This window comes from Curtobacterium sp. PhB146 (assembly GCF_004342995.1).
GTDB lineage: Bacteria > Actinomycetota > Actinomycetes > Actinomycetales > Microbacteriaceae > Curtobacterium.
Map to the genome: position 1 here is coordinate 328,609 of NZ_SMBN01000001.1, position 23,934 is coordinate 352,542.

The window sequence follows — 23,934 nt, forward strand, 5'->3', positions numbered from 1 at the left end:
GCCCATCCGGGACTGGTTACGAGGAGGCCTTCGTGAAGACGCCTGCGCTGCACGTACCCTCAGCAACGCCCGACGCGTCGGTGGCGCCGAAGGTCTTCCCGGTGGAAGTGCTCTTCCCCTGGATGCAGAACGCGCTCTTGTCGGTGGTCACCGTGTAGGTCAGGGTCGTGTCAACGCCAGAGGTGCTCCCCGCGGCCTTGTAGTCGCCCGACGTGAGTTGATCCGCGGTCAGAGATGCCGGGAGGGTGCTCGTCGCTCCGTTCGTCATCACAGTGACGACCGCGGTCTTCGCGTTGGAGATGTCGGACTTCACAGCGGAGTTCTTCGCGTTGTTCTGCACGCTGATGTAGACCGGGATGGCGATCGCGGCGAGGATGCCGATGATGATGACGACGACCAGGAGCTCGATGAGGGTGAAGCCCTTCTCGTCGTCCTTGAGGAGACCCTTGCGGCGAGCGTCGAGCTTGCCCATGAGAGCGAAGTACATGATTGTTCCATTCTGCGGGAATGAGGATGAATTGAATTTCGGGGCTTGCTCGGCCGCCGCACATCAGCGTATTGGCGGCGAATCCACCGGGTAATCCCGAGAACGGGGGGCAACCAGGGCGCAAAACACCCCCAGTGCGGGGGATGCGGCAATTGCGCACCTCCCCCGCACTGGGGGTGGAATGACTAGGAGGCGTTCTGGACGACGTTGGTGATCTGGAAGATCGGCATGTAGAGCGCGATGATCATGCCACCCACGACGACACCCAGGAACGCGATCAGCAGCGGCTCGATCAGCGATGTCAGGGCATCAGTGGTCGCCTCGACCTCGGCGTCGTAGAACACCGCGATCTTCTCGAGCATGATCTCGAGCGATCCGGCGTCTTCACCGACAGCGACCATCTGCGTCACCATCGCCGGGAAGACTGCTTCCTTGGACAATGGCTCAGCAATTGATTCGCCTTTTCGCACGGCTTCTGCGACATTGTCGAGCGCGCGTTTCACGACGAAGTTGTTCGAGACCTCGCCGACAATGCGCAATGCCTGCAGGATGGGCACGCCGGCGCCGATCATGTTCGAGAAGTTCCGGGAGAACCGTGCGATGACGATCTTCTTCTGCAGCGGTCCGAACACCGGCAGCCTCAGGGTGATGGGGTCGACGAAGGCGCGGACCCGGTCGGTGTTCTTGTTCGCACGCCACCAGAACCAGAAGGCCGCGATGGCGATCGCGAGCGGGATCGCGATGTACCGCATGGCGTGGGACAGGTACACGAGCATCATCGTCGGCAGTGGGAGCTTGCCGCCGAGCGACGAGAACATGTCCTGGAAGATCGGCACGATGAAGATGAGCATGATCGCGACGGCGAGGAGCGACATCACGAGCACGACCACCGGGTAAGTCATCGCCGACTTGATCGTCGTCCGGAGCTTGTGCTCCTTCTCGAAGTTCGTGGCGATGGAGTCCATGGCCTGGTCGAGGAACCCACCGGTCTCGCCCGCGCGGATCATGTTGATCATGATCGGCGGGAAGTCGACCGGGAACTTCGCCACCGCGTCGGAGAACGAGACGCCGCGCTCGACGTCGTCGCGGACCTTGCCGAGGATGTCCTTGAGCTTCTTGTTCTCGGTCTGGTCGGCGAGGATCGACAGCGCGCGCAGCAGCGAGAGGCCCGAGGTGAGCATCGTCGAGGCCTGCCGCGACATGATCGCGAGGTCCTTGAGCCCGACGCCCTTCTCGAACCCGGGGATCTTGATCTCGGTCTGCAGGCCGGTGCCGGCCTTGGACTCCGTGATCGCGATCGGCGAGACACCCATGCCCCGGAGCCGCTGGACGACCGCGCCCTCGGACGAGGCGTCGAGACGGCCCTTGACGAGCTTGCCGGCACCGTCGCGCCCGCGGTAGTCGAATGCGAGGGACATCAGTAGCCTCCGGAGAACTTGTCGCCGAAGTCGATCCCGCTGGCGGCGATCGCGGCTGCCGAGGAGTCGGACGGGGACTCGACGCGCTGCACCAGCCGGTCGAAGCCCTCTTCGTCGTGCACCTTGTCCATCGCGGCCTTGCGCGAGATCGTGCCGACGTTGACCAGTTCGGCGAGGTCCTGGTCCATGGTGTGCATGCCCAGGTCACGGCCGGCCTGCATGGCGGACGTGATCTGGTAGGTCTTGCCCTCGCGGATCAGGTTGCCGATGGCGGGGGTGATCGTCATGATCTCGGTGGCGACCACCCGGCCGACGCCGTTGGCCTTCGGCACCAGGGTCTGACAGACGACGCCCTGCAGGGTCGCCGCGAGCTGCGTGCGGATCTGGCCCTGCTGGTGGGGCGGGAAGACGTCGATGACACGGTCGATCGTGCCGGGGGCGCTCTGCGTGTGCAGGGTGGCGAACACCAGGTGACCGGTCTCGGCCGCGGTGAGCGCGACCGAGATCGTCTCGAGGTCGCGGAGCTCCCCGATCAGGATGACGTCGGGGTCCTGACGCAGCACGTGCTTCAGTGCGGCGGCGAAGGAGTGCGTGTCGGCACCGACCTCGCGCTGGTTGATGATCGCCTTCTTGTGCTCGTGCATGAACTCGATCGGGTCCTCGACCGTCACGATGTGGTCGGCCCGGCTCTCGTTCACCAGGTCGATCAGGGCGGCGAGGGTCGTGGACTTGCCGGAGCCGGTCGGGCCGGTGACCAGGACGAGTCCGCGGGGCAGGCCGGCGAAGTCGCCGACGTGCTCGGGGATGCCGAGCTGCTTGAGCGTCTTGATCTTGGTGGGGATGATGCGGAAGGCCGCACCCCAGTTGCCGCGCTGCTGGTAGAAGTTCACGCGGAAGCGGTACTCCGGCGACAGCGAGTACGCGAAGTCGAGTTCCTGCTCCTGGTCGAACTGGCCGGCCTGCTCGACCGACAGCATCGTCTTGAGTGCGGCGATGACCTTGCCGCGCGACCACGCGCCCCCGGGGACTGCGGGACGGAGCGAGCCGTCGACGCGGACGGTGGGCGGGGCGTCGGCGGTGACGTGCAGGTCGGACGCGCCCTGGTACACGACCTGGGCGAGCGCGGTGATCAGGTCGGGGTCGGCGACCTCGCGCGCGTGGCGGGAGAACTCGATGTCGCCGCCGATCGTGGCGGTCGGTGCCGGGGCGCCAGCCGTGGGGAGCTGCTGCGTCGGCGCCTCGGCGTAGCCGTAGGTCGCGATCGACGACGGCACCCCGGCGGGCGGCGTCGCCGGAGCGGCGAGCGGCTGCGCGACGGGCACGGCGACGGGCGACCCGGACGGTGCCGGCCAGCCGGCGGTGTCGTCCCCGAGGTCGTACACCTGCTCCGGAGGGGCCGACGCTGCGGCGGCAGCCAGGCGTGCTGCACGGCGGGAGCCCACCTCGGTGCCGGGGTTGCCCGGGTGCCAGCCGGCGACGGGCTCGTCGCCGGGGTGCGTGATGTCGTACACGGAGTCGGTCATCTGCTGCGCTCTCTCGTGACTACGCGACCACGCGCAGGATCTCGTCGACGCTCGTGAGACCGAGCTTGACCTTCTCGAAGCCGTCCTGGCGGAGCGTCAGCATCCCCTGCGCCTGGGCGACGCGGCTGATCTCGGCGCTCGAGGCGCGCGAGACGGCGAGGCGTTCGATCTCCTCGGTGACGGTCATGACCTCGTGCAGGGCGATGCGGCCGCGGTACCCGGTGTTCGAGCAGACCGCGCAGCCGATGGGGGCGAAGAACGCCGGGACCTCGTCGCCGGGGCGCAGGAACCCGAGGGTGCGGAGCTGTTCGGCCTCGTACACGGCGGGGGCCTTGCACCGGTCGCACAGCCGTCGCGCCAGACGCTGGGCCACGACGGAGTCCAACGCGGAGCCGACCAGGAAGGGCTCGATGTCCATCTCGGTGAGTCGGGTCACGGCGGAGGGGGCGTCGTTCGTGTGCAGGGTGGACAGCACCAGGTGGCCGGTGAGAGATGCCTCGATGGCGATCTGGGCGGTCTCGTGGTCGCGGATCTCACCGAGCAGGACGACGTCGGGATCGGATCGCAGGATCGAGCGCAGCGCCGAGGCGAAGGTCAGCCCGGCCTTCGGGTTGACCTGCACCTGGTTGATGCCGGCCATCCGGTACTCGACCGGGTCCTCGACCGTGATGACGTTGATCTCGGGCTTCGCGACCGCGTTCAGGGTCGTGTACAGCGTCGTGGACTTGCCGGAGCCGGTGGGCCCGGTGACCAGGATCATGCCGTAGGGCTTCGAGTACGACCGCTGGTACGCCTGGAAGTTCTGCTCGAGGAGGTTGAGGTCCTTGAGGGTCAGCGACGTGTTCGTGTTGTCGAGGATCCGCATGACGACCTTCTCGCCCCACACGGTGGGCAGCGTCGCCACGCGGAGGTCGATCTGGCGGCCACCGTGGCGGACCGACATGCGGCCGTCCTGCGGCTTGCGACGCTCGGCGATGTCGATGTCGCTCATGATCTTCAGGCGGCTGATGACGCCGTTCTGGATGTTCTTCGGCGCCGGGGCCATCTCGTGCAGCACACCGTCGATGCGGTAGCGGATCCGGACCTCGTGCTCACCGGGCTCGATGTGGATGTCCGAGGCGTGGTCCTGGATCGCCTGCGAGACGAGCAGGTTCACGAAGCGGACGATCGGGACGTCGTCGAGGGCGCCGTCGGCCAGGTCCACCTGGGCCGAGGAGCTGACCGAGGCTTCTTCTTCGAGCGACGAGGTCAGGTCGTTGAGTTCGTCGTCGGCACGCAGGTAGCGGTCGAGCGCGGTGAGCAGGTCGCGCTCGTCGACCTGGAGGGGCTTGATCGGCCGGCCGGACGCAGCGCGGGCGTCGTCGATCGCCAGCACGTTGGTCGGGTTGACCATCGCGAGGATGAGCAGCTCGCCCTCGAATCCGACGCCGAGGACACCGTGGCGCCGGCAGAGCGCAGCGGGGAGGATCGAGACAGCGGTGCCGTCGACCGGGTAGTCGGTCAACGGGACGGTGCGGGAGTTGTTCGACGCCGCGCGGGCGGTGATGAACTGCGCCTCGCTCACGACGCCCTGGTCGACCAGGCCGCGGATCGCGCGCTCGTCCAGGTCCTCGTCGCCCGTCATCGAGTCGAGGTGCTCGATCGGCAGGGCGCCGTTCAGGATGAGGATCTCGGACAGGGTCGCCATGAGTCCTGTGCCTCCTTGGACTCGCGCGCGGCGAGACGTGGTCGGGTTGCGCACCACCAGGGATGTGGCGCTCGACCACGCTACTTCTGCGTCAGTCGTCGGCCGCAGTCCCAGAAGGAGGGGGCGGAGGGGGTCTGGATGCACCCAGAACTGGGGTCCAGGACCCCCGACGCGACGGTCAGAGCGACGTCGACGCGGTGACGTGGACCTCGCCGGCGACGAACCCGAGTCGCTCGTAGATGCGCCCGGCTCCGCTCGGGTTCTCGGCGTCGACGTGCAGCACCGCCGCGGACAACCCGTCGGCGCGGATCGCCTGCAGCGTGGCGTCGAGGACGATCGGGGCGAGCCCCGTCCCCCGAGCTGCACGCACGACGCCGACCCAGTGCACGTACCCGTACGAACGGCCCCGGGCAGCGAACCCGTCGGGCTCCACCTCGACGATCGTGAACGCCACGACCGAACCGTCGGCACCGACGACGACCCGCGACAGGTCCAGCCGGCTCTTGTCCGAGGTGAGGAACCCCCGCCAGTCCGACGCGACCATCGGCTGGGAACCCCAGTGGTCGCGGAAGGCGTCGTTCTTGGCCGTCCGGAGCGGCTCGATGTCGTCCGCGGTGACGGGCCGCAGGACGAACCCGTCCGCCAGCACGGGCACCCCGTCGGTGTCCGGACCGCGGTCGTCGAACACGACCTGCATGTCGAGCCAGGTGCGCACCGGCGCGAAGCCGTGGTGCGCCGCCAGCCGGAGCGCCGAGGACCCCCGGCGCCCACCGACGTCGAGCGTCGCCGGCAGGTCGACGTCGAGCGTCGCCAGGCGCTGCCGGGCCCGGCCGACCTGCCATCCGAGCACCCGCCGTCCGATCCCCTGCCCGCGCAGGTCGGGGTGGACCGCCCCGTCGAGCACGGCGCGCGCAGCGGTGACCCGGGAGGGGACGTCGATGACGATGCCGTAGGCCTGCACATGCCCTCCAGCATCGACGCCCACCACGGTGTCCCTGGTGACGTCCAGCCCCTCGGTGGACAACGACCGTTCGAGGTCGGCTGTGGAGGGACGAGCGTGCGGGTCGTCCACCGCGGCCGACGCGACCGCGACGGCGTGCATCGCGCCGACGTCGTCGAGCCCGCCCGCCCGGAACGTCAAGCCGCTGATCGGCGTGGGGAACGAGAGGGGTGCCGGGGCCGTGATCCGTTCGCGCAGGGTCGCCATCCCTCCAGCCTGCCAGTTCCGTCGCGCAGCGAGACGCCGCGGAAAGCCCCTCGACGAGCAGGCCCGACCGGGACCATGATGAGTCATGGACATCACGAGCGTGACCGTGGGGCTGCCCGTCACCGACATCGAGGCGTCCTGCCTCTGGTACGGCGCCGTCTTCGAGCGCACCGAACCAGACCTCGAACCCGAGGACGGTGTCGCCGAGTACGAGGTCGGCGGGATCTGGATCCAGCTCTACGAGGACGACTCCGCTGAGGAGAACCCGGTGAGCGTCCGGTTCGGCGTCGACGACGTCGGGGCGCAGCACGCCCGCATCGGCGCACTCGGCATCGACATCGGACCGGTCGAGTGCGTCGACGGCGCCGTGAACTGGTTCGACGTCCGCGATCCCGACGGCAACGTCCTCAGCCTGTTCTCCCTCGTGGACGAGACCGGTCGCGGTTCGGGACGCGACAACGGCGCGGACCGCGCGCTCTAGACGCACCCGCCTGACGGACTGGAGGCCCGTGGCGGCCCCGCCCCGCGCCTCCCGTCCGTCACGTGGTGACGACACGACGAAGGCCCCGCCTCCTTGCGGAGACGGGGCCTTCGTGGGATCACATCAGACTCAGTTGTACGTGCCCGGCGTGAAGTCGTCCGACGAGAAGCTGTCGAAGTCGACGAAGCTCAGGTCGGCGTCCGAGAACGACGAGTCGTCCGCGAAGATGCGGTTGGGGTACCGCTCTGCCTTCGCTTCTTCCGTCGCGTTCACGTCCACGTCGCGGTACCGGCTGAGGCCCGTCCCGGCGGGGATGAGCTTACCGATGATGACGTTCTCCTTGAGGCCGACGAGGTGGTCCTGCTTGCCCTCCATGGCCGCCTGCGTGAGCACGCGGGTGGTCTCCTGGAAGGAAGCGGCGGACAGCCACGACTCGGTCGCGAGGGACGCCTTCGTGATGCCCATGACCTCCTGGCGAGCCGAGGCGGTCTTGCGACCCTCCTGCAGCGCCGCACGGTTCAGCATGTTGTAGCGCGACCGGTCGACGAGCTCGCCCGGCAGCAGGTCGGTGTCGCCGTGGTCGACGACGGTGACCTTGCGGAGCATCTGACGGACGATGACCTCGATGTGCTTGTCGTGGATCGGCACACCCTGCGAGCCGTAGACGTCCTGCACACCGTTGACCAGGTGCTTCTGGACCTCTCGGACACCCTTGACCCGGAGGACTTCCTTCGGGTCGACGGTGCCGGCGATGAACTGCTCGCCGAGCTCGACGTGCTGGTTGTCCTCGATGAGGAGCGTCGCACGCTTGAGCACCGGGTAGATGAACGGCTCGTCACCGTTGTCCGGCGTGAGGATGATCCGACGACCCTTGTCCGTGTCCTCTACGACGACGCGGCCGGGGGCCTCGGCGATCGGGGACGCGCCCTTGGGCGTACGGGCCTCGAAGAGCTCCGTGACACGCGGCAGACCCTGGGTGATGTCGTCGGCCGAGGCCGAACCACCCGTGTGGAAGGTACGCATCGTCAGCTGGGTACCGGGCTCACCGATGGACTGCGCGGCGATGATGCCGACTGCCTCACCGATGTCGACCAGGTTGCCGGTGGCGAGCGAACGGCCGTAGCACTTCGCGCAGACACCGACGGCCGACTCGCAGGTCAGGACCGAGCGCACCTTGATGCTCTCGACACCGGCTGCCAGCAGCTTCTCGAGGAGCACGTCACCGACGTCCTCACGAGCCTCGGCGACGACCGTGCCCTTGGCGTCCACGGCCTCGGTGGCCAGGGTGCGCGAGTACACGGTGTTCTCGACGCGCGGGTCGCGGACCAGCTTGCCGTCCGCGTCCACGGTCGCGATCGGCAGCTCGAGGCCACGCGTCGTACCGCAGTCGTCCTCGCGGATGATGACGTCCTGCGAGACGTCCACGAGACGACGGGTGAGGTACCCGGAGTCCGCGGTACGGAGCGCGGTGTCGGCAAGACCCTTGCGAGCACCGTGGGTGGCGATGAAGTACTCCGCCACGGTCAGGCCCTCGCGGTACGAGTTGATGATCGGGCGGGCGATGATCTCGCCCTTCGGGTTGTTCACCAGACCACGCATACCCGCGATGTTGCGGACCTGCAGCCAGTTACCACGAGCACCCGACGACACCATGCGGTTGATCGTGTTGTCGACGGGGAAGTTGTCCCGCATCTCCTGCGCGATCTCGTTGGTGGCCTCGGTCCAGATCTTGATCAGGTCGGCGCGACGCTCGGAGTCGGTGATCAGACCCTTGTCGAACTCGCCCTGCACCTTGGCGGCCTGGATCTCGTAGCCCGCGATGATCTCCTTCTTGCGAGGAGGCGTCACGACGTCCGACAGGGCGACGGTCACACCGGAGCGCGTGCCCCAGTAGAAGCCGGCGTCCTTGATCCGGTCCAGCGCAGCGGCCGTCTCGGTCTTGGAGTACCGCTCGGCGAGGTCGTTGACGATCGCGGACAGCACACCCTTGTCGGTGACCTTCTGGACGAACGGGTAGTTCGCCGGGAGGGTCTCGTTGAAGAGCGCACGGCCCAGGGTCGTCTCGAGGAGGACGGTGTCGCCCTGCTCGTAGCCCTCGGGAGCTTCACCCTCGGCGAAGTGGACACCCGTCATGCGGATCTTCGCCATGGCGTTGAGGTGCAGCGTGTGCTGGTCGTTGGCCAGGATCGCCTCGGCGACCGAGGAGAACGCACGGCCCTCACCGACGGCGCCCTCGCGGACGGTCGTCAGGTGGTGCAGACCGATGATCATGTCCTGTGCGGGCAGGGTCACCGGGCGGCCGTCGGACGGCTTCAGGATGTTGTTCGAGGCGAGCATCAGGATGCGGGCCTCGGCCTGGGCCTCCACCGACAGCGGCAGGTGCACGGCCATCTGGTCACCGTCGAAGTCCGCGTTGAACGCAGCACACACGAGCGGGTGGAGCTGGATGGCCTTGCCCTCGACGAGCTGCGGTTCGAACGCCTGGATGCCCAGACGGTGCAGCGTCGGCGCACGGTTCAGCAGCACGGGGCGCTCGCGGATGATCTCCTCGAGCACGTCCCACACCTGCGGACGCGAACGCTCGACCATGCGCTTGGCCGACTTGATGTTCTGCGCGTGCGACAGGTCGATCAGGCGCTTGATCACGAACGGCTTGAAGAGCTCGAGCGCCATCTGCTTGGGCAGACCACACTGGTGCAGCTTCAGCTGCGGGCCGACGATGATGACCGAACGGCCCGAGTAGTCGACGCGCTTGCCGAGCAGGTTCTGGCGGAAACGACCCTGCTTGCCCTTGAGCATGTCGCTCAGGGACTTCAGGGCGCGGTTACCGGTACCCGTGACCGGACGTCCACGACGACCGTTGTCGAACAGCGCGTCAACGGCTTCCTGCAGCATGCGCTTCTCGTTGTTCACGATGATCTCGGGGGCACCGAGGTCGAGCAGGCGGCGGAGACGGTTGTTGCGGTTGATCACACGACGGTAGAGGTCGTTGAGGTCCGACGTGGCGAAACGGCCACCGTCGAGCTGCACCATCGGGCGCAGTTCCGGCGGGATGACCGGCACGACGCCGAGCACCATCGCTGCCGGCGAGTTGCCGGTGGCGAGGAAGGAGCTGACGACGCGCAGACGCTTGATCGCACGGATCTTCTTCTGGCCCTTGCCCTCGGCGATCTGCAGACGCAGCGCCTCGGCCTCGGCAGCCAGGTCGAACGCCTCGAGCCGGAGCTTGATCGCCTCGGCGCCCATGTAGGCGTCGAAGTAGATCCCGAACCGGTCCTGGAGCTCGTGGAAGACGGCGTCCTCGGGCTTGAGGTCGCCCACCTTGAGGTTGCGGAAGTCCTCCCACACACGCTCGAGACGGGTGATGTCCTCGTCGAACGACTTGCGGACCTGGGACATCTCCTTCTCGGCGGTGTCCTTGGTGCGGCGCTTGACGTCGGCCTTCGCACCCTCTTCCTCAAGGGCTGCGAGGTCGTCCTCGAGCTTCTTGAGGCGGTCGGCGATGATCGAGTCGCGCTGGCCCTCGAGGGTCTTGATCTCGAGACGCATCTCGTTCTCGAGGCCCGGCATGTCCGCGTGACGGCCCTCTTCATCGATGTCGATGATCATGTACGCCGCGAAGTAGATGACCTTCTCGAGGTCCTTCGGCGCCATGTCGAGGAGGTACCCGAGGCGCGACGGGACGCCCTTGAAGTACCAGATGTGCGTGACGGGGGCAGCGAGCTCGATGTGGCCCATGCGCTCACGACGGACCGAGGACTTGGTGACCTCGACGCCGCAGCGCTCGCAGACGATGCCCTTGAACCGGACACGCTTGTACTTGCCGCAGGCGCACTCCCAGTCGCGGGAAGGACCGAAGATCTGTTCGCCGAACAGACCGTCCTTCTCGGGCTTCAGGGTGCGGTAGTTGATGGTCTCCGGCTTCTTGACCTCGCCGTACGACCACTGACGGATGTCCTCGGCGGTCGCGAGGCCGATCCGAATGGCGTCAAAGGAAGTTGCTTCGAGCAATGTTCTTCTCTCTTGCTTGATTCAGGCTTCGATGTACGGGCGGGATCAGATGTCGTCGACGGACGACGACTCGAACCGCGAGGAGATGTTGATGCCCAGCTCCTCCGCAGCGCGGAAGACCTCGTCATCGTTGTCGCGCAGGCTGACCGCCTGGCCGTCGGCCGAGAGGACCTCGACGTTCAGGCAGAGCGACTGCATCTCCTTCATGAGGACCTTGAAGGACTCGGGGATGCCGGGTTCCTGGATGTTCTCGCCCTTGACGATCGCCTCGTAGACCTTCACGCGGCCGAGGATGTCGTCGGACTTGATCGTCAGGAGCTCCTGGAGGGCGTAAGCGGCGCCGTACGCCTCGAGCGCCCACACCTCCATCTCACCGAATCGCTGGCCACCGAACTGCGCCTTACCACCCAGCGGCTGCTGCGTGATCATCGAGTACGGACCCGTCGAACGAGCGTGGATCTTGTCGTCGACCAGGTGGTGCAGCTTGAGGATGTACATGTAGCCGACCGAGACGGGCTCGGGGAACGGCTCGCCGGAGCGACCGTCGAAGAGCTGCGCCTTGCCGGACGAGCCGATCAGGCGCTCGCCGTCGCGGTTCGGGAGGGTCGAGTCGAGGAGGCCCTCGATCTCGCGCTCGTACGCACCGTCGAACACCGGGGTGGCGACCTTCGTGCCCGGAGCGGCGCTGTGCGCTGCCTCGGGGAGGGCCGATGCCCACTCCTGGATGCCCTCGACGTTCCAGCCCTGCTTGGCGAGCCAACCGAGGTGGATCTCGAGGACCTGGCCGAAGTTCATGCGGCCGGGGACGCCGAGCGGGTTCAGGACGATGTCGACCGGGGTGCCGTCGGCGAGGAAGGGCATGTCCTCGACCGGGAGGATGGTCGAGATGACGCCCTTGTTGCCGTGACGACCGGCGAGCTTGTCACCCGCGGTGATCTTGCGCTTCTGGGCGATGTAGACGACCACGCGCTGGTTGACACCAGAGCCGAGTTCGTCGTCGCCGTCCTGCGAGTCGAACACCTTGACGCCGATGATCGTGCCCTCTTCACCGTGGGGCACCTTCAGCGAGGTGTCGCGGACTTCGCGCGACTTCTCGTTGAAGATGGCGCGGAGGAGGCGCTCTTCAGCGGAGAGCTCGGTCTCGCCCTTCGGCGTGACCTTGCCGACCAGGATGTCGCCGGGGCGGACCTCGGCACCGATGCGGATGATGCCACGCTCGTCGAGGTCGGCCAGCAGGTCCGGGCTGACGTTGGGGAGGTCACGGGTGATCTCCTCCTTGCCGAGCTTCGTGTCGCGGGCGTCGACCTCGTACTCCTCGATGTGGATCGAGGAGAGCGTGTCGTCCTTGATGAGGTTCTGCGACAGGATCATCGCGTCCTCGTAGTTGTAGCCCTCCCACGGCATGAACGCGACGAGGAGGTTCTTGCCGAGCGCGAGCTCGCCGTTCTCCGTCGCGGGACCGTCGGCGATGACCTCGCCCTGCTCCACACGCTCGCCGGCCGAGACGACCACGCGGTGGTTGTAGCTCGTGCCCTGGTTGGAGCGGTCGAACTTGCGCAGGTAGAAGGTCTGCGTGCCACCCTCGTCGAGCTGCAGGGTCACGGCGTCTGCCGAGACCTCGGAGACGACACCGGCCTTGTCGGCGGTGACGACGTCACCGGCGTCGATCGCGGTGTAGCCCTCCATGCCGGTACCGACGAGCGGCGACTCGGAACGGAGCAGCGGGACGGCCTGACGCTGCATGTTCGCACCCATGAGGGCGCGGTTCGCGTCGTCGTGCTCGAGGAACGGGATGAGCGAGGTCGCGACCGACACCATCTGGCGCGGCGAGACGTCCATGTAGTCGACTTCGCCCTTGGCGACGAGTTCGACCTCGCCACCCTTCTTGCGGACGAGGACCTTGTCGTCGGCGAAGTGGAACGAGTCGGTCAGCGGCGCGTTGGCCTGCGCGACGACGAACTCGTCCTCTTCCGAGGCGGTCAGGTAGTCGATGGTCTTCGTGACCTCGCCGTTGACGACGCGACGGTACGGGGTCTCGATGAAGCCGAACGAGTTGATCCGACCGAACGACGCGAGCGAACCGATCAGGCCGATGTTCGGGCCTTCCGGGGTCTCGATCGGGCACATGCGGCCGTAGTGCGACGGGTGGACGTCACGGACCTCGACGCCGGCACGCTCACGGGACAGACCACCCGGGCCGAGGGCCGAGAGACGACGCTTGTGCGTCAGGCCCGCGAGCGGGTTGTTCTGGTCCATGAACTGCGACAGCTGGGACGTTCCGAAGAACTCCTTGATCGCGGCGACGACCGGACGCACGTTGATGAGCGTCTGGGGCGTGATCGCCTCGATGTCCTGCGTGGTCATGCGCTCGCGGACGACGCGCTCCATGCGGGACAGACCCGTGCGGACCTGGTTCTGGATGAGCTCGCCGACGGCGCGGATGCGACGGTTGCCGAAGTGGTCGATGTCGTCCACGTCGAGGCGCAGCTGCACCGGCTCGCCGTCACGCACGCCGTTCAGCGTGGTCTTCTCGGCGTGCAGGGACACGAGGTACTTGATCGTCGCGACGATGTCCTTGACGGTCAGCACCGAGTCGGACAGCGGGGCGTCGATCCCGAGCTTGCGGTTGACCTTGTAACGGCCCACCTTCGCCAGGTCGTAGCGCTTCGAGTTGAAGTAGAAGTTGTCGAGCAGCGCACGCGCGGCCTCGGCAGCGACCTGCTCGCCCGGGCGCAGCTTGCGGTAGATGTCCTTGAGCGCCTCTTCCTTCGTGAGGATGGCGTCCTTCTCGAGGGTCGACTCGATCGAGGCGAAGCCCTGGAACTCCTCCATGATCTCCTCGCTGGTCAGACCCAGCGCCTTGAGGAAGACCGTGACCGACTGCTTGCGCTTGCGGTCGATGCGCACGCCCACCTGGTCGCGCTTGTCGATCTCGAACTCGAGCCACGCACCACGCGAGGGGATGACGCGAGCGGAGTAGATGTCCTTGTCGGACGTCTTCTCCTGCTGGCGCTCGAAGTACACGCCGGGCGAACGGACGAGCTGCGACACGACGACGCGCTCGGTGCCGTTGATGATGAACGTGCCGCGTTCGGTCATGAGCGGGAAGTCGCCCATGAACACCGTCTGCGTCTTGATCTCACCCGTCATGTGGTTCATGAACTCGGCGTTGACGTACAGCGGAGCGGCGTAGGTCTTGCCGCGCTCCTTGCAGTCGTCGATCGAGTACTTGGGGTCCTCGAGCTCGGGCGCCGTGAACGAGAGCTGCATGGTCTCGCCGAGGTCCTCGATCGGGGAGATCTCCTCGAAGATCTCCTCCAACCCGGAGTGCAGGGCGAGGTCGGTGCGACCCTGCTCCTGTCCCTCTGCGAGACGGGCCTTCCAGACGTCGTTGCCGACGAGCCAGTCGAAGCTCTCCGTCTGGAGTGCGAGCAGATCAGGAACCGTGAGGGTGTCCGTGATCTTGGCGAACGAGAGTCGCGAGTGGTTGCGACCGTTCTTGGGGTTGGTGGATGCGTTGGGCGCAGCAGCCAAGGGTGTGACCTCCGTAGGCCCCGTCGGGCCGATACTGACGAGCAGCATGTAGGTGAGTAGATGATCGCTCGGCGATCCCCGCGAGTTCTTGCCCTGCGACCACGCCGACGCGTGCCTGACGCGGAACGTCGGTGCACGTGTGGGATGATCTCCGTGAGCGGGACCCGCCGCCATATACGGGTCCGGCTGCACCAGGGCGAGTTGAGCTTGTCCAACTCAGAACTCTGCGTCGACCGCAATATGACGACACGGATGCCAGGGAGCGCGAACTGCCATCATAGTTCGCGCCGAGTCGTGCTGTCCAGTCCTGGCTTGACCAGATTCGGCAGTGGCGTGTATAAGCCGCTCCGTGCCCGCGGAATTCCCGGCCCGCGCCCGGCCCGCAACGGCCCGCGCCCGGCCCGCGACGGCCCGCAACGGCCCGCAACGGGCCTGCGCACCCGGCCTGCGCAGTGGACCCGGCCGTGCGCTCAGCCGAGGCGCTCGCGCTCGACGTGCGCCGCGCCTCCCGGCTGGACCTGCCGCCCCGCCAGCGCACGGAAGGCGTCCTCGGGTCGACGGGTGCGCACGAAGGTGACGCGACCACGGTCGTCGGTGAGCTCGATCCCGAGTCCGGGGGTGAGGATCAGGGCGCGCACACCGCGACCGATCCGCAGGCCGACGCCGCCGTAGGTGCGGGCGTCCGCCTCCACGAGTCGGACGTCGGCGATGCGCCGACGTGCGATGCGCCGTGGCGGCAGCGGCCGGAAGTGCAGCGTGACGTGCGTGTCGGTGACAGCGAACCCGGCTCGTGCGAGCAGCAGCAGCACGCCCGCCACGACGGCGACCAACGCCGGAACGATGAGCGCGGTCTCCGGTGCGTCGCCGGGCCAGGCGGTCACCGCCGCGGTCAGGCCGAGGCCACCGAGGAGCAGGACCGCGCCGACGACACGCATCCAGGTGGGCGCCGCCTCGTGGTCGGCGTGGGCCGGACGGGAGGCGCGGGGCACCCGCGTCGTCCGGCTCGCGGTCGTGCGCGTGGTGTCGCGGGTCGTCGGTGCGGCCGGGCGTGCGGTGGGCACGCTCATCGTGTCAGCGGTCATGTCGGGTCTCCTGCGGCTCGGCGGAGTGTTGCATCCCGTATTTTACATGACGGGTGCGATGTGATCACGGCCAGCGCGCGCGGGTGACCGGAAGGGGCACGCGGACGCGTGCCGACGGCGCGCACGCTCGAGCGGTGGGGGCGCTCGACGGCACGTCGTGGTCACGTCGGGAGGGCGGACGCGCGAGGTGTGGGGCACTGCACGCATCGACGCGGTCCCGCGTGACGACCGGATGAACAGTACGGAACGAGTCTTGGCGTCCGCTGGCCGTCCATGTGTACGCATTCACGTACCGGCCAGGACCGGTCAGCGCAGGACGCGCGCGACCGCCTCGGCGCGGGTGGTGACCCCGAGCTTCGCGAACACCTGGTTCACGTACGACTTCACCGTCGGCACCGTCAGGAACAACTCCGCCGCGATCTGCGGGTTCGTCCGGCCGGCCGCGATGCGCTCGAGCACGTCGGCCTCGCGCGGGGTCAGGTCCGGGAACCGGTCACGCAGCGCCGGCACAGCGGGTGTGGGCCCCGTCGCCCCGCCGCCGGCGAGCTGCGCCACCAGCCGCGCCCCCACCGTCGCGTCGAACGTCGACTGCCCCGACGCGACCGCCCGGATCGCCGTCGCGATCTCGGTCCGTCCGGCGTCCTTCGTCAGGTACCCGCGCGCACCGGCCCGGAGCGCGGTCACGATCGACTCGTCGTCCGCGTAGGTCGTCAGCACGAGCACCGCCACCTGCGGGTGGTCGGCCACGATGCGCGCGGTCGCCGTCGGCCCGTCGGTGCCCGGCATGCGGAGGTCCATCAGCACGACGTCGGGAGCGTCACGGTCCACCGCTGCGATCGCCTCGGCACCGTCGGCGGCCTCACCCGTCACCTGCAGGTCCGGCACGAGCGACAGCACCGTCACCAGGCCGTCGCGGACGATCGCCTGGTCGTCGACGACGAGGACACGGATGGTCACGAGGCGTCCACCTCGTGCTCGGCCACCCGGTCCACCGGCAGGTGCAGCGCGACGACGAACTCGTCGTCGGACCGCTCCGCTTCGACCGTCGCACCGCTGCCGAGCTCCTCGACGCGCTCGCGCATCCCGAGCAGCCCCTGGCCGCCGCCGGTGAGCGGGTTGGCCACGACGACGTCCACGGCGTCGCCGTCGCGGACGACGGACAGTGACACGGGGCGGCCGGGGGCGTGCCTACGGGCGTTGCTGAGGGCCTCGCGGACGACCTGGACGACGGCGGCGCGGTGCGCCTCGTCGAGTGCGGCCAGGGTCGCGTCGCCCTGCACCACGATGGTGCCGCCGAACGAGCGGTGAGCGGCGACCAGGGCGGTCAGGTCGGTGCGGTCCGGCACGTGGTCGGTGCGGTCGGTCTGGTCGGTGTGGTCCGGCACCTGGTCGGTGGACGGCCGGGAGGCGCGGCTCGCGTCCGGCACGTCGGCTCCGGTGGTCCGCGTGGCCGTGTCCGGGGCCGTGGTCCGGCCCGGGGTGGTGGCGCGGTCCGCGGTCGTGGTCGGGTCGGGGGCGGCCCGGTCCGGGGTCGCGGCCCCGTCCGGGGTGGCACCGGGCTCGGCGTCCGCGTCGTCGCGGAGGGCGTGCACGGCTCGGCGGGCCTCGGCGAGGCCGTCCGCCGCCAGGGTCCTGGCCTCGCCGGCACGCTTCGTCGCGTCGTCGACCCGGCCGGCCTCGAGCAGGGCCTCGACCGCGTCGAGCTGCAGCACGAGACCGCCGAGCGAGTGCGCGAGGACGTCGTGGATGTCCCGCGAGGCCCGGGACCGATCGGCGAGGAGCTGTGCCCGCTGCTGGTCCTGCTCGGCCTGCCGCGCGCGCTGCGCCGCGACCCGGAACTGCCGGCGGCTGAACCCGATGAGCACGCCGAGCAGCAGCCCGCCGCTCGTGCCGAGGACGAACTGGACCGAGGCGTGCTCGATCGTCGCGCAGACGGCGATGACCACCATCGCCCCCACCGCCGCCACCGCCGCGAGCCAGACCGGCACCCGGAGGTTCGCGCCGAGCAGGACGATCCCGACGATCACGGGGACGATCATGAGCGAGTCCGTCGCCACCACGGTCAGGGAGCCGGCGACGATCATCACCACGCCCGCGACGACGAGCAGCTGCGGCGTCCGGCCGAACTCGCGGAGCGCCCACGCGGCGAGCGCCACCGCGCCGAGCACCCACACCCACGCGGGCGGCTGCAGCTCGAGTCCGTTCTTCACGAACCAGAACCCGACGATCACGATGCCGAGGGCGTTGAGTCCCCAGGCGGTTGCCGAACGGGACCGACCCCCGGGGAGGTCGGTCGGGTCCTGTCCGCTCAGCAGGGTCACCGGACCATCATGCCGCGGGTGGTGCGGCGGCTGGCGGTCCGGTCTCCGCGGTCTCCGCGCGGGATGCGCTGGTCGATGACGACGGCGCGGGCGGCGCGGTTCAGGGCGAGCACGAGCAGGATCGCGCCGGTCGAGGTGAGCAGGTGCGCACCGAGGTGGCCGCCGAGCACATCGAGGCCGACGCGCACGGCGATGAGCACGATCCAGAGCGACGCACCGAGCCACCCCGTGCGGGACTGGATCGTCCGACCCTTGCTGTCCGGGGTGGCGACCGTGCGGAACCGGGTGATGGTGCCCATCGTCAGGCCCACACCGATCGTGATCAGGGCCTCGATGCCGAGGAACACGACGTCGGTCGTGGTGATCGTCGCCCCCGACTGCGCCAGGACCACCACACCGACGATCGCCATGATCATCGGCGTACGCCAGATGCGCGCCGGGTCGAGGTACTGCCAGGTGGCCTGGCGGTACCCGAGGAAGCCGACGAGGGCGACGCCGATCAGGACGTTGACGAGGAGCTGGACCGACATGGTGTGCCTTTCGAGGTGACCCGGCGGGACGTCCCCGACCGATGGATCCAGCCTCGTTCCGGTGCGTCCGCGGGCACACCAACCAGGGGTGGGGGCCCGGGTGGTGATCGCGGTGCCGGTCGGGTGGTGTTCGATTGACCGCATGGCTGATGCGTTCGACGGGTTCCGGATCGGTGCGGGCTACTCGGTGGTCGAGCCGGACCGGCACCGCCCCGGGTCCTTCACGCTCGTGGTGGACGGCACGCCGCAGTCGCACGTCGACCTCGAGGACCCGACCCACCTGGCGTTCGAGTACATCCGGCGGATCGGGCACGCCATCGACCTGCTGCCGTCCGGCCCGGTCACGGCGCTGCACCTCGGCGCCGGTGCCCTGACGCTCCCCCGGTACGTCGCGGTGACCCGGCCGGGCTCGCGCCAGCAGGTCATCGAGCTCGAGCGCGACCTGGTGGACCACGTCCGCGAGGTCCTGCCGTTCCCCCGCGGTGCGTCGATCCGGGTGCGGTACGGCGACGCGCGCGAGGTGCTCGGCAAGCTCCCCTCCGGGCTGCGCGGCACGGTGGACCTGGCGGTGGTGGACGTCTTCGGCGGCTCGCAGATCCCGGCGCACGTGACGAGCATCGAGTTCTACCGCGAGGTCGCCGCGTTCCTGTCGCCGACCGGCATCGTCGCGGTGAACGTGGCCGACGGCGCTGGTCTCGCGTTCGCACGGGGGCAGGCGTCGACGCTGCAGGCCGTACTGCCGTCGGTCGCAGCGGTGGCGGACACCGGCATGCTCAAGGGGCGTCGGTTCGGGAACATCGTGCTGCTCGGCTCGCCGACCGACCTGCCGATCGCCGAGATGCCGCGGCGGTACTCGTCGGACCCGATGCCGGCGAAGGTCGTGCACGGGGCCGAGCTGCGGGCGTTCATCGCCGGGGCGCCGATCGTCACCGACGCGACGGCCGTGGCGTCACCGGAGCCGAACCGGAGCGTGTTCGGCGCCTGACCCCGCGGTGGCGACGGGGAGGCGCGCCAGGCCGTTCCCGGGCACTCGGCGGGTGCGGCTGTCAGGATGGTCTGAACGACCGCGCAGGTGCGCGACCGAGCGATGGGATCCCCTGATGACGAACGACGACCGGAGCAACCAGGACCGGACGGGCGACGGCCAGGCGCCGAGCTGGGGCGAAGCCCCGCAGCAGCAGCCCGCCGCCGACGCACCGCGGTACGGCGAGCGGAGCGACCCGACGCCGCAGTACGGGCAGTCCGCCCCGCAGTACGGCGAGCAGCAGAACCAGTACGGGCAGCAGCAGCAGTACGGGCAGCAGCAGGACCAGTACGGGCAGCAGCAGCAGCAGTACGGCCAGCAGCCGTACGCCGCGGCGCCCGCGAGCTCCGGTTCGCCCGCGTGGCAGAGCTACGAGGAACCGAAGGCCAAGAAGAAGACCGTCGGCGTGATCGCGTTCGTGGTCGGCCTCGCCGCCCTGGTCGTGGGAGCCATCGGCGGGTACCTGTTCGGGCAGTCGTTCGGCGCTTCCGACGCCTTCCGCGACTCGATGCAGAACAGCGGAGCGACGCCGAGCGACGCGCAGATCACCGAGCTGATGACCTCGTCGAACGTCATCACCGGGTCCCTCATGTTCTACCTGGGCACGGCCCTCGGCCTGTGGGCGATCGTGCAGGGCATCATCGCTGCCGTCACCAAGCGTGGCCGCGGTTGGGGCGTCTTCGCCATCGTCCTCGCCGTCGTCGCGCTCATCGTCTTCGTCGTGGCGGTCGGCGTCGCTGCGGTCGCGGCGAGCGGGATGTCCTGATCCGCCGAGCCGGTCCGGAACGGCCCGTCGTGCTCCGGCACGGCGGGCCGTTCTCCGTCCACCGGCGCGAAGCCTGAGCGCGTCGCACCGGCCGCTCCCGGCAGAGCGCGGCTACCCTCGAACCGATGTCCCTCCCGCCCGACGACCGTCAGCAGCCCGACCCGTCCGACCCGTCCCGTGAACCGCGCCACGCGGCTCCCGTGACGGCCGGGGTCAGCCCGGGCAGCACCTTCGCACCCATCAGCCTGCGGCCGGCGGTCGACGTCGACGCCGTGCACCAGCGTCTGCGCGACCTCGGTCAGAGCCGCAGCACCGAGGCGCTCGCGGAACGCGCCGAACTCCTCCGCCTGCTCGGCCGTCTCGACGAGTCCCTCGTCGTCGCGGAGGAGGTCTTCCGCCTCGCGATGTTCACGGGCGAGCGCCAGGACAAGGTCGCCGCCCGGATCCGGCGCGCGCACATCCTGCACGACCTCGGTCGCCACGACCGTGCCGCGACCGAGGCCGCTCTGGCCCGCGACACCGCCGCGACCGAGGAGTGGCCGGAGCTCGAGGGCGCCGCCGCCGAGATCGAGGGGTGGTCGCTGTTCGAGAACGACCGCTTCGAGGAGGCCCGCGCCGCGCTGTCCCGCGCCTACCAGGCGTTCCGCCAGGCCGGTGCCCCGTCCGAGCGCACCGACGCGCTGCGCACCGCGGTCGAGGCGGCGATGCGTGCCTCGATCACGCACCCCGCCGAACCCGCTGACAAGCCGCGGACGGCCCGCGAGGTCGCCGCCCGCCGTGCCGAGGACGACGAACCGACCATGCGCGTCGCCGAGCCGGTCAAGCAGGTCCCGCCGATCCGCCGCCGGGTGCTCGGGGCGCCGGACGCCGCGCGCACCGAGGCCGACGACATCTGGGGACGGATCGCCGCGCGGGCAGCCAAGAAGGGCCAGGCCGACCCCCGCGCCGACCAGTGACCGCACTCGAGACGGTCCGTTCCCGAGCCGAGGCACTCATCACCGAACACCTCGGCGCGGGCTCGTGGGCCTTCGGGTTCGACCACGCGAAGACCCGCGCAGGACAGTGCGACTTCGCCCGGAAGCGCATCACCGTCAGCCGGCACCTGGCGACACGGTTCTCGGACGACGACGTCGAGCAGGTCCTGCTGCACGAGGTCGCGCACGCCCTCGCCGGAGCACGTGCGGGCCACGGCCCGAAGTGGAAGCGGACCGCGTCCGCCATCGGGTACACGGGTTCGCGGCTGCACGACGGCCCGATCGCCAGCGAGCTCGCACCGTGGATCGGGACCTGCCCCGCCGGACACGAGCACTTCCGCTACCGGACGCCCACCCGCCAGCTCGCCTGTGCCCGGTGCTCCCGCCGGTTCGATCCCCGCAACGCCATCGTCTGGCGGCGCCGGAGCGAGGCTGACACCCCGTCGACAGTGGCCTCGACTACCGCATGAGTCCGTCCGCGCGCGGAGGCGCGCCGGTAACCCGTTAGCCTGGACGGATGCACACGGGGCAGCACATCCGCACGGACGCCGGATCCACCTGGTTCTTCGACGCCGGTCGGATCGCCCTGGACTTCGCGCACACCGGTGGGTTCGCCGACGACCCGGACGGCCGACGCCCTCGATCGCAGCTCGGTGAGCTGCTCGCGAGCCCGGCGGACCTGGACGAGTGGCTCAGCGACCACACCGAACCGATCGACGTCGGGGCGAGCGCGCGCGAGCTGCAGGACGCACGCGCGCTCCGCGCGGCGATCGCCCGACTCGCCGTCGCCGCGGCCCCCGGCCCGGCGACCACCGCGGCCGAGCGCACCGCCGTCGCGGCGGGCCTTCGTGCCGGGACCGGCCGCACGCGCCCCGCGCCCGACGACATCGACACCGTCAACCTGTTCGCCGCCCTGCCGGACGTGCCCCCGAGCCTCCCGGGTGGCCGACGCCGTGCCGGAGCGAACCGTGTCCGCCTGGCCCAGGCACTGTCCAGCGTCGCGCGCGACGCCGTCGCGCTGTTCACCGAGGTCGGCTTCGACGACGTCGAGGCCGACGGCCGACCGACGCGTCTGAGCCGCTGCTCGGCCGACGACTGCGCGCTGGTCTTCTACGACTCCTCGCGGGGCGGGACGCGTCGCTGGTGCTCGATGCAGCGGTGCGGGAACCGCGCCAAGGTCCGTGCGCACCGCGCTCGGCGCGCGGCGGTCTGAACCACCCTCCAGCCAGCCGACAAGGTAGCGCGAAGAAAAAGATTCGGCGCACCGAATTCTCTGGCATGCTGGTCCCGTGACCGACACCGCCGCCGCCAGGACCACCGAGCAGCCCTCCGGCACGCCGCGCCGCCGCGCCGCCGGCCTCACCTTGCTCGGCCCGGCGTTCGTCGCGGCCATCGCCTACGTCGACCCCGGCAACGTGGCGGCCAACCTCACCGCCGGGGCGAAGTACGGCTACCTGCTCCTCTGGGTCCTGGTCGCCGCGAACGCGAGCGCGGTCGTCGTGCAGTACCTGTCCGCCAAGCTCGGCGTCGTCACGGGCAGGTCCCTCCCGGAGCACCTCGGCCTGCGGATGCGTCGCACTCCGAGGCTGCTGTTCTGGGGGCAGGCCGAGATCGTCGCGGCCGCGACCGACATCGCCGAGGTGATCGGCGGCGCACTCGCCCTGCACCTGCTCTTCGGCCTGCCGCTCGTCGCCGGTGGGCTCATCACGGGCGTGGTCTCGATGCTCCTGCTGACCCTGCACAGCCGCCGCGGGACCCGCACCTTCGAAGCCGTCGTCACGGCGATGCTCGCGATCCTGACCGTCGGCTTCTGCGCCGGGCTGCTCTTCGCGCAGGTCTCCCCCGCCGAGCTCGTCAGCGGCCTGGTGCCGCGGTTCGAGGGCTCCGAGTCGGTGATGCTCGCGGCGTCGATGCTCGGCGCGACGGTCATGCCGCACGCGGTCTACCTGCACTCCGCGCTGGCCCGCGACCGGCACGGCGACGTCCCCGCCGGCCCCGAGCGCCGCCGCGTGCTCGTCGCGACCCGGTGGGACGTCGGTCTCGCGCTGGTGGTCGCCGGCGGCGTGAACATCTGCATGCTCGTCCTGGCCGCGGCGACCCTGCCCGGCGTCGCCGACACCGACTCGATCCCCGGTGCCCAGCGGGCGATCGCCGACCACGTCGGGCCCGTCGTCGGGGTGCTGTTCGCGGTGGGGTTGCTGGCGTCGGGGCTGGCCTCGACCTCGGTCGGCTGCATGGCCGGCGCCGAGATCATGAAGGGGCTGCTGCACGTCCGGATCCCGCTCGTGGCGCGGCGTGTGATCACCCTGGTGCCGGCGATCGTGCTGCTCGCGATCGGTGCCGACGCGACGATGCTGCTGGTGGTGAGCCAGGTCGTGCTGAGCTTCGGGATCGCCTTCGCGATCGTCCCGCTGGTCGTCTACACGTCGCGCCGCAGCATCATGGGCACGGACGTGAACGCCGCGACCACCCGCGTGGTGGCGTGGGTGATCGCGGCGGTCATCGTGGCGCTCAACGTCGCGCTGATCGTGCTCACGGTGACGCAGTGAGCGCCGGGACGCTGGTCGTCACTCGACGACCGTGACGTCCTTCCAGAACGCGACGTAGCCCGAGTAGTCCTTGCCGACGCGGTCGAACGACGACGGGATCGGCGTCGGGTAGGACCACGCGCGGTCCTGCAGCGCCTGTCCGTCCACGTTCACCGTGAAGTACTGGGTGTCGCCCTTCCACGGGCAGTGGTACTGGGTGGGGCTCTCGGTGAACAGCTCGGACTTCACGCTCGACGGCGGGAAGTACCAGTTGCCCTCGATCTTGATGAGGTCCTCTTCCGGGGCCTCCGCGATCACCGTGTCGCCGACGACTGCCTTCATGCGTTGCTCCTTCGCTCGC

At 69.4% G+C, this 23,934-nt stretch carries 19 protein-coding genes; 7 read left to right on the top strand and 12 right to left on the bottom strand.

Features of this window, described 5'->3' with window-relative positions:
- Window positions 1-16: 16 nt before the first annotated feature.
- From EDF33_RS20655 to EDF33_RS01615, 5 genes are all read right to left on the bottom strand, one after another.
- Entirely contained in the window at window positions 17-487 is a 471-nt protein-coding gene (locus EDF33_RS20655; protein WP_279388033.1) for a prepilin-type N-terminal cleavage/methylation domain-containing protein, read from the bottom strand.
- Window positions 488-672: 185 nt separating this feature from the next.
- Window positions 673-1,905, bottom strand: a complete 1,233-nt coding sequence (locus EDF33_RS01600) for a type II secretion system F family protein (RefSeq protein WP_132099139.1) — start codon at window positions 1,903-1,905, stop codon at window positions 673-675.
- Window positions 1,905-3,428 (bottom strand): type IV pilus twitching motility protein PilT, encoded by a 1,524-nt coding sequence (locus EDF33_RS01605; protein ID WP_123936973.1) that lies wholly within the window; start codon window positions 3,426-3,428, stop codon window positions 1,905-1,907. The genes EDF33_RS01600 and EDF33_RS01605 overlap by 1 nt, the downstream gene beginning before the upstream one ends.
- A 19-nt stretch (window positions 3,429-3,447) precedes the next feature.
- Window positions 3,448-5,115, bottom strand: coding sequence for an ATPase, T2SS/T4P/T4SS family (locus tag EDF33_RS01610; protein ID WP_111083486.1), 1,668 nt, complete (start codon window positions 5,113-5,115; stop codon window positions 3,448-3,450).
- A gap of 178 nt (window positions 5,116-5,293) precedes the next feature.
- Window positions 5,294-6,322, bottom strand: a complete 1,029-nt coding sequence (locus EDF33_RS01615) for a GNAT family N-acetyltransferase (protein WP_132099140.1) — start codon at window positions 6,320-6,322, stop codon at window positions 5,294-5,296.
- 85 nt (window positions 6,323-6,407) lie between these two features.
- Between EDF33_RS01615 and EDF33_RS01620 the strand changes: the two genes are divergently transcribed.
- Complete coding sequence (locus tag EDF33_RS01620; protein WP_111083488.1) at window positions 6,408-6,803, top strand: VOC family protein; 396 nt, start codon at window positions 6,408-6,410, stop codon at window positions 6,801-6,803.
- Between the two features lie 129 nt (window positions 6,804-6,932).
- Here EDF33_RS01620 and rpoC read toward each other — a convergent pair whose 3' ends face one another.
- The 6 genes from rpoC to EDF33_RS01650 all read right to left on the bottom strand — a co-directional run bounded on the left by rpoC (window position 6,933) and on the right by EDF33_RS01650 (window position 18,281).
- Complete coding sequence (rpoC, locus tag EDF33_RS01625) at window positions 6,933-10,814, bottom strand: DNA-directed RNA polymerase subunit beta' (protein WP_111083489.1); 3,882 nt, start codon at window positions 10,812-10,814, stop codon at window positions 6,933-6,935.
- Window positions 10,815-10,859: 45 nt separating this feature from the next.
- Window positions 10,860-14,348 (bottom strand): DNA-directed RNA polymerase subunit beta, encoded by a 3,489-nt coding sequence (gene rpoB / locus EDF33_RS01630; RefSeq protein WP_111083490.1) that lies wholly within the window; start codon window positions 14,346-14,348, stop codon window positions 10,860-10,862.
- Between the two features lie 470 nt (window positions 14,349-14,818).
- Window positions 14,819-15,430: a hypothetical protein gene (locus tag EDF33_RS01635; protein ID WP_132099141.1), complete on the bottom strand. Its 612-nt coding sequence runs from the start codon at window positions 15,428-15,430 to the stop codon at window positions 14,819-14,821.
- A gap of 306 nt (window positions 15,431-15,736) precedes the next feature.
- Window positions 15,737-16,387, bottom strand: a complete 651-nt coding sequence (locus EDF33_RS01640) for a response regulator transcription factor (protein WP_132099142.1) — start codon at window positions 16,385-16,387, stop codon at window positions 15,737-15,739.
- Window positions 16,384-17,751: a histidine kinase gene (locus EDF33_RS01645; RefSeq protein ID WP_132099143.1), complete on the bottom strand. Its 1,368-nt coding sequence runs from the start codon at window positions 17,749-17,751 to the stop codon at window positions 16,384-16,386. Before EDF33_RS01645 ends, EDF33_RS01640 begins: the two co-directional genes overlap by 4 nt.
- Complete coding sequence (locus EDF33_RS01650) at window positions 17,748-18,281, bottom strand: hypothetical protein (protein WP_132099144.1); 534 nt, start codon at window positions 18,279-18,281, stop codon at window positions 17,748-17,750. Before EDF33_RS01650 ends, EDF33_RS01645 begins: the two co-directional genes overlap by 4 nt.
- A gap of 142 nt (window positions 18,282-18,423) precedes the next feature.
- On the opposite strand from EDF33_RS01650, the gene EDF33_RS01655 reads away from it, so the two are divergent.
- The 6 genes from EDF33_RS01655 (at window position 18,424) to EDF33_RS01680 (ending at window position 23,594) form a co-directional block, all read left to right on the top strand.
- Window positions 18,424-19,266, top strand: a complete 843-nt coding sequence (locus EDF33_RS01655) for a fused MFS/spermidine synthase (RefSeq protein ID WP_123339452.1) — start codon at window positions 18,424-18,426, stop codon at window positions 19,264-19,266.
- A 115-nt stretch (window positions 19,267-19,381) separates the two neighbouring features.
- Complete coding sequence (locus tag EDF33_RS01660; RefSeq protein WP_131877683.1) at window positions 19,382-20,071, top strand: DUF4064 domain-containing protein; 690 nt, start codon at window positions 19,382-19,384, stop codon at window positions 20,069-20,071.
- Between the two features lie 125 nt (window positions 20,072-20,196).
- On the top strand, window positions 20,197-21,027 hold the full coding sequence (locus tag EDF33_RS01665) for a hypothetical protein (RefSeq protein WP_123936981.1): 831 nt from the start codon (window positions 20,197-20,199) through the stop codon (window positions 21,025-21,027).
- Window positions 21,024-21,515, top strand: a complete 492-nt coding sequence (locus EDF33_RS01670) for a SprT-like domain-containing protein (RefSeq protein WP_131877685.1) — start codon at window positions 21,024-21,026, stop codon at window positions 21,513-21,515. The genes EDF33_RS01665 and EDF33_RS01670 overlap by 4 nt, the downstream gene beginning before the upstream one ends.
- 47 nt (window positions 21,516-21,562) lie before the next feature.
- Complete coding sequence (locus EDF33_RS01675) at window positions 21,563-22,258, top strand: CGNR zinc finger domain-containing protein (protein WP_111083499.1); 696 nt, start codon at window positions 21,563-21,565, stop codon at window positions 22,256-22,258.
- 76 nt (window positions 22,259-22,334) lie between these two features.
- Complete coding sequence (locus EDF33_RS01680) at window positions 22,335-23,594, top strand: Nramp family divalent metal transporter (RefSeq protein WP_131877687.1); 1,260 nt, start codon at window positions 22,335-22,337, stop codon at window positions 23,592-23,594.
- Window positions 23,595-23,612: 18 nt separating this feature from the next.
- Here the strand turns inward: EDF33_RS01680 and EDF33_RS01685 are convergent, their stop codons facing one another.
- Entirely contained in the window at window positions 23,613-23,915 is a 303-nt protein-coding gene (locus tag EDF33_RS01685; RefSeq protein WP_111083501.1) for a DUF427 domain-containing protein, read from the bottom strand.
- Window positions 23,916-23,934: the final 19 nt, after the last annotated feature.

Coding starts and splice junctions, on each gene's coding strand:
- EDF33_RS20655 (WP_279388033.1), bottom strand. CDS start 487: ATGTACTTCGCTCTCATGGGCAAGCTCGACGCTCGCCGCAAGGGTCTC.
- EDF33_RS01600 (WP_132099139.1), bottom strand. CDS start 1,905: ATGTCCCTCGCATTCGACTACCGCGGGCGCGACGGTGCCGGCAAGCTC.
- EDF33_RS01605 (WP_123936973.1), bottom strand. CDS start 3,428: ATGACCGACTCCGTGTACGACATCACGCACCCCGGCGACGAGCCCGTC.
- EDF33_RS01610 (WP_111083486.1), bottom strand. CDS start 5,115: ATGGCGACCCTGTCCGAGATCCTCATCCTGAACGGCGCCCTGCCGATC.
- EDF33_RS01615 (WP_132099140.1), bottom strand. CDS start 6,322: ATGGCGACCCTGCGCGAACGGATCACGGCCCCGGCACCCCTCTCGTTC.
- EDF33_RS01620 (WP_111083488.1), top strand. CDS start 6,408: ATGGACATCACGAGCGTGACCGTGGGGCTGCCCGTCACCGACATCGAG.
- EDF33_RS01635 (WP_132099141.1), bottom strand. CDS start 15,430: ATGACCGCTGACACGATGAGCGTGCCCACCGCACGCCCGGCCGCACCG.
- EDF33_RS01650 (WP_132099144.1), bottom strand. CDS start 18,281: ATGTCGGTCCAGCTCCTCGTCAACGTCCTGATCGGCGTCGCCCTCGTC.
- EDF33_RS01655 (WP_123339452.1), top strand. CDS start 18,424: ATGGCTGATGCGTTCGACGGGTTCCGGATCGGTGCGGGCTACTCGGTG.
- EDF33_RS01660 (WP_131877683.1), top strand. CDS start 19,382: ATGACGAACGACGACCGGAGCAACCAGGACCGGACGGGCGACGGCCAG.
- EDF33_RS01665 (WP_123936981.1), top strand. CDS start 20,197: ATGTCCCTCCCGCCCGACGACCGTCAGCAGCCCGACCCGTCCGACCCG.
- EDF33_RS01675 (WP_111083499.1), top strand. CDS start 21,563: ATGCACACGGGGCAGCACATCCGCACGGACGCCGGATCCACCTGGTTC.
- EDF33_RS01685 (WP_111083501.1), bottom strand. CDS start 23,915: ATGAAGGCAGTCGTCGGCGACACGGTGATCGCGGAGGCCCCGGAAGAG.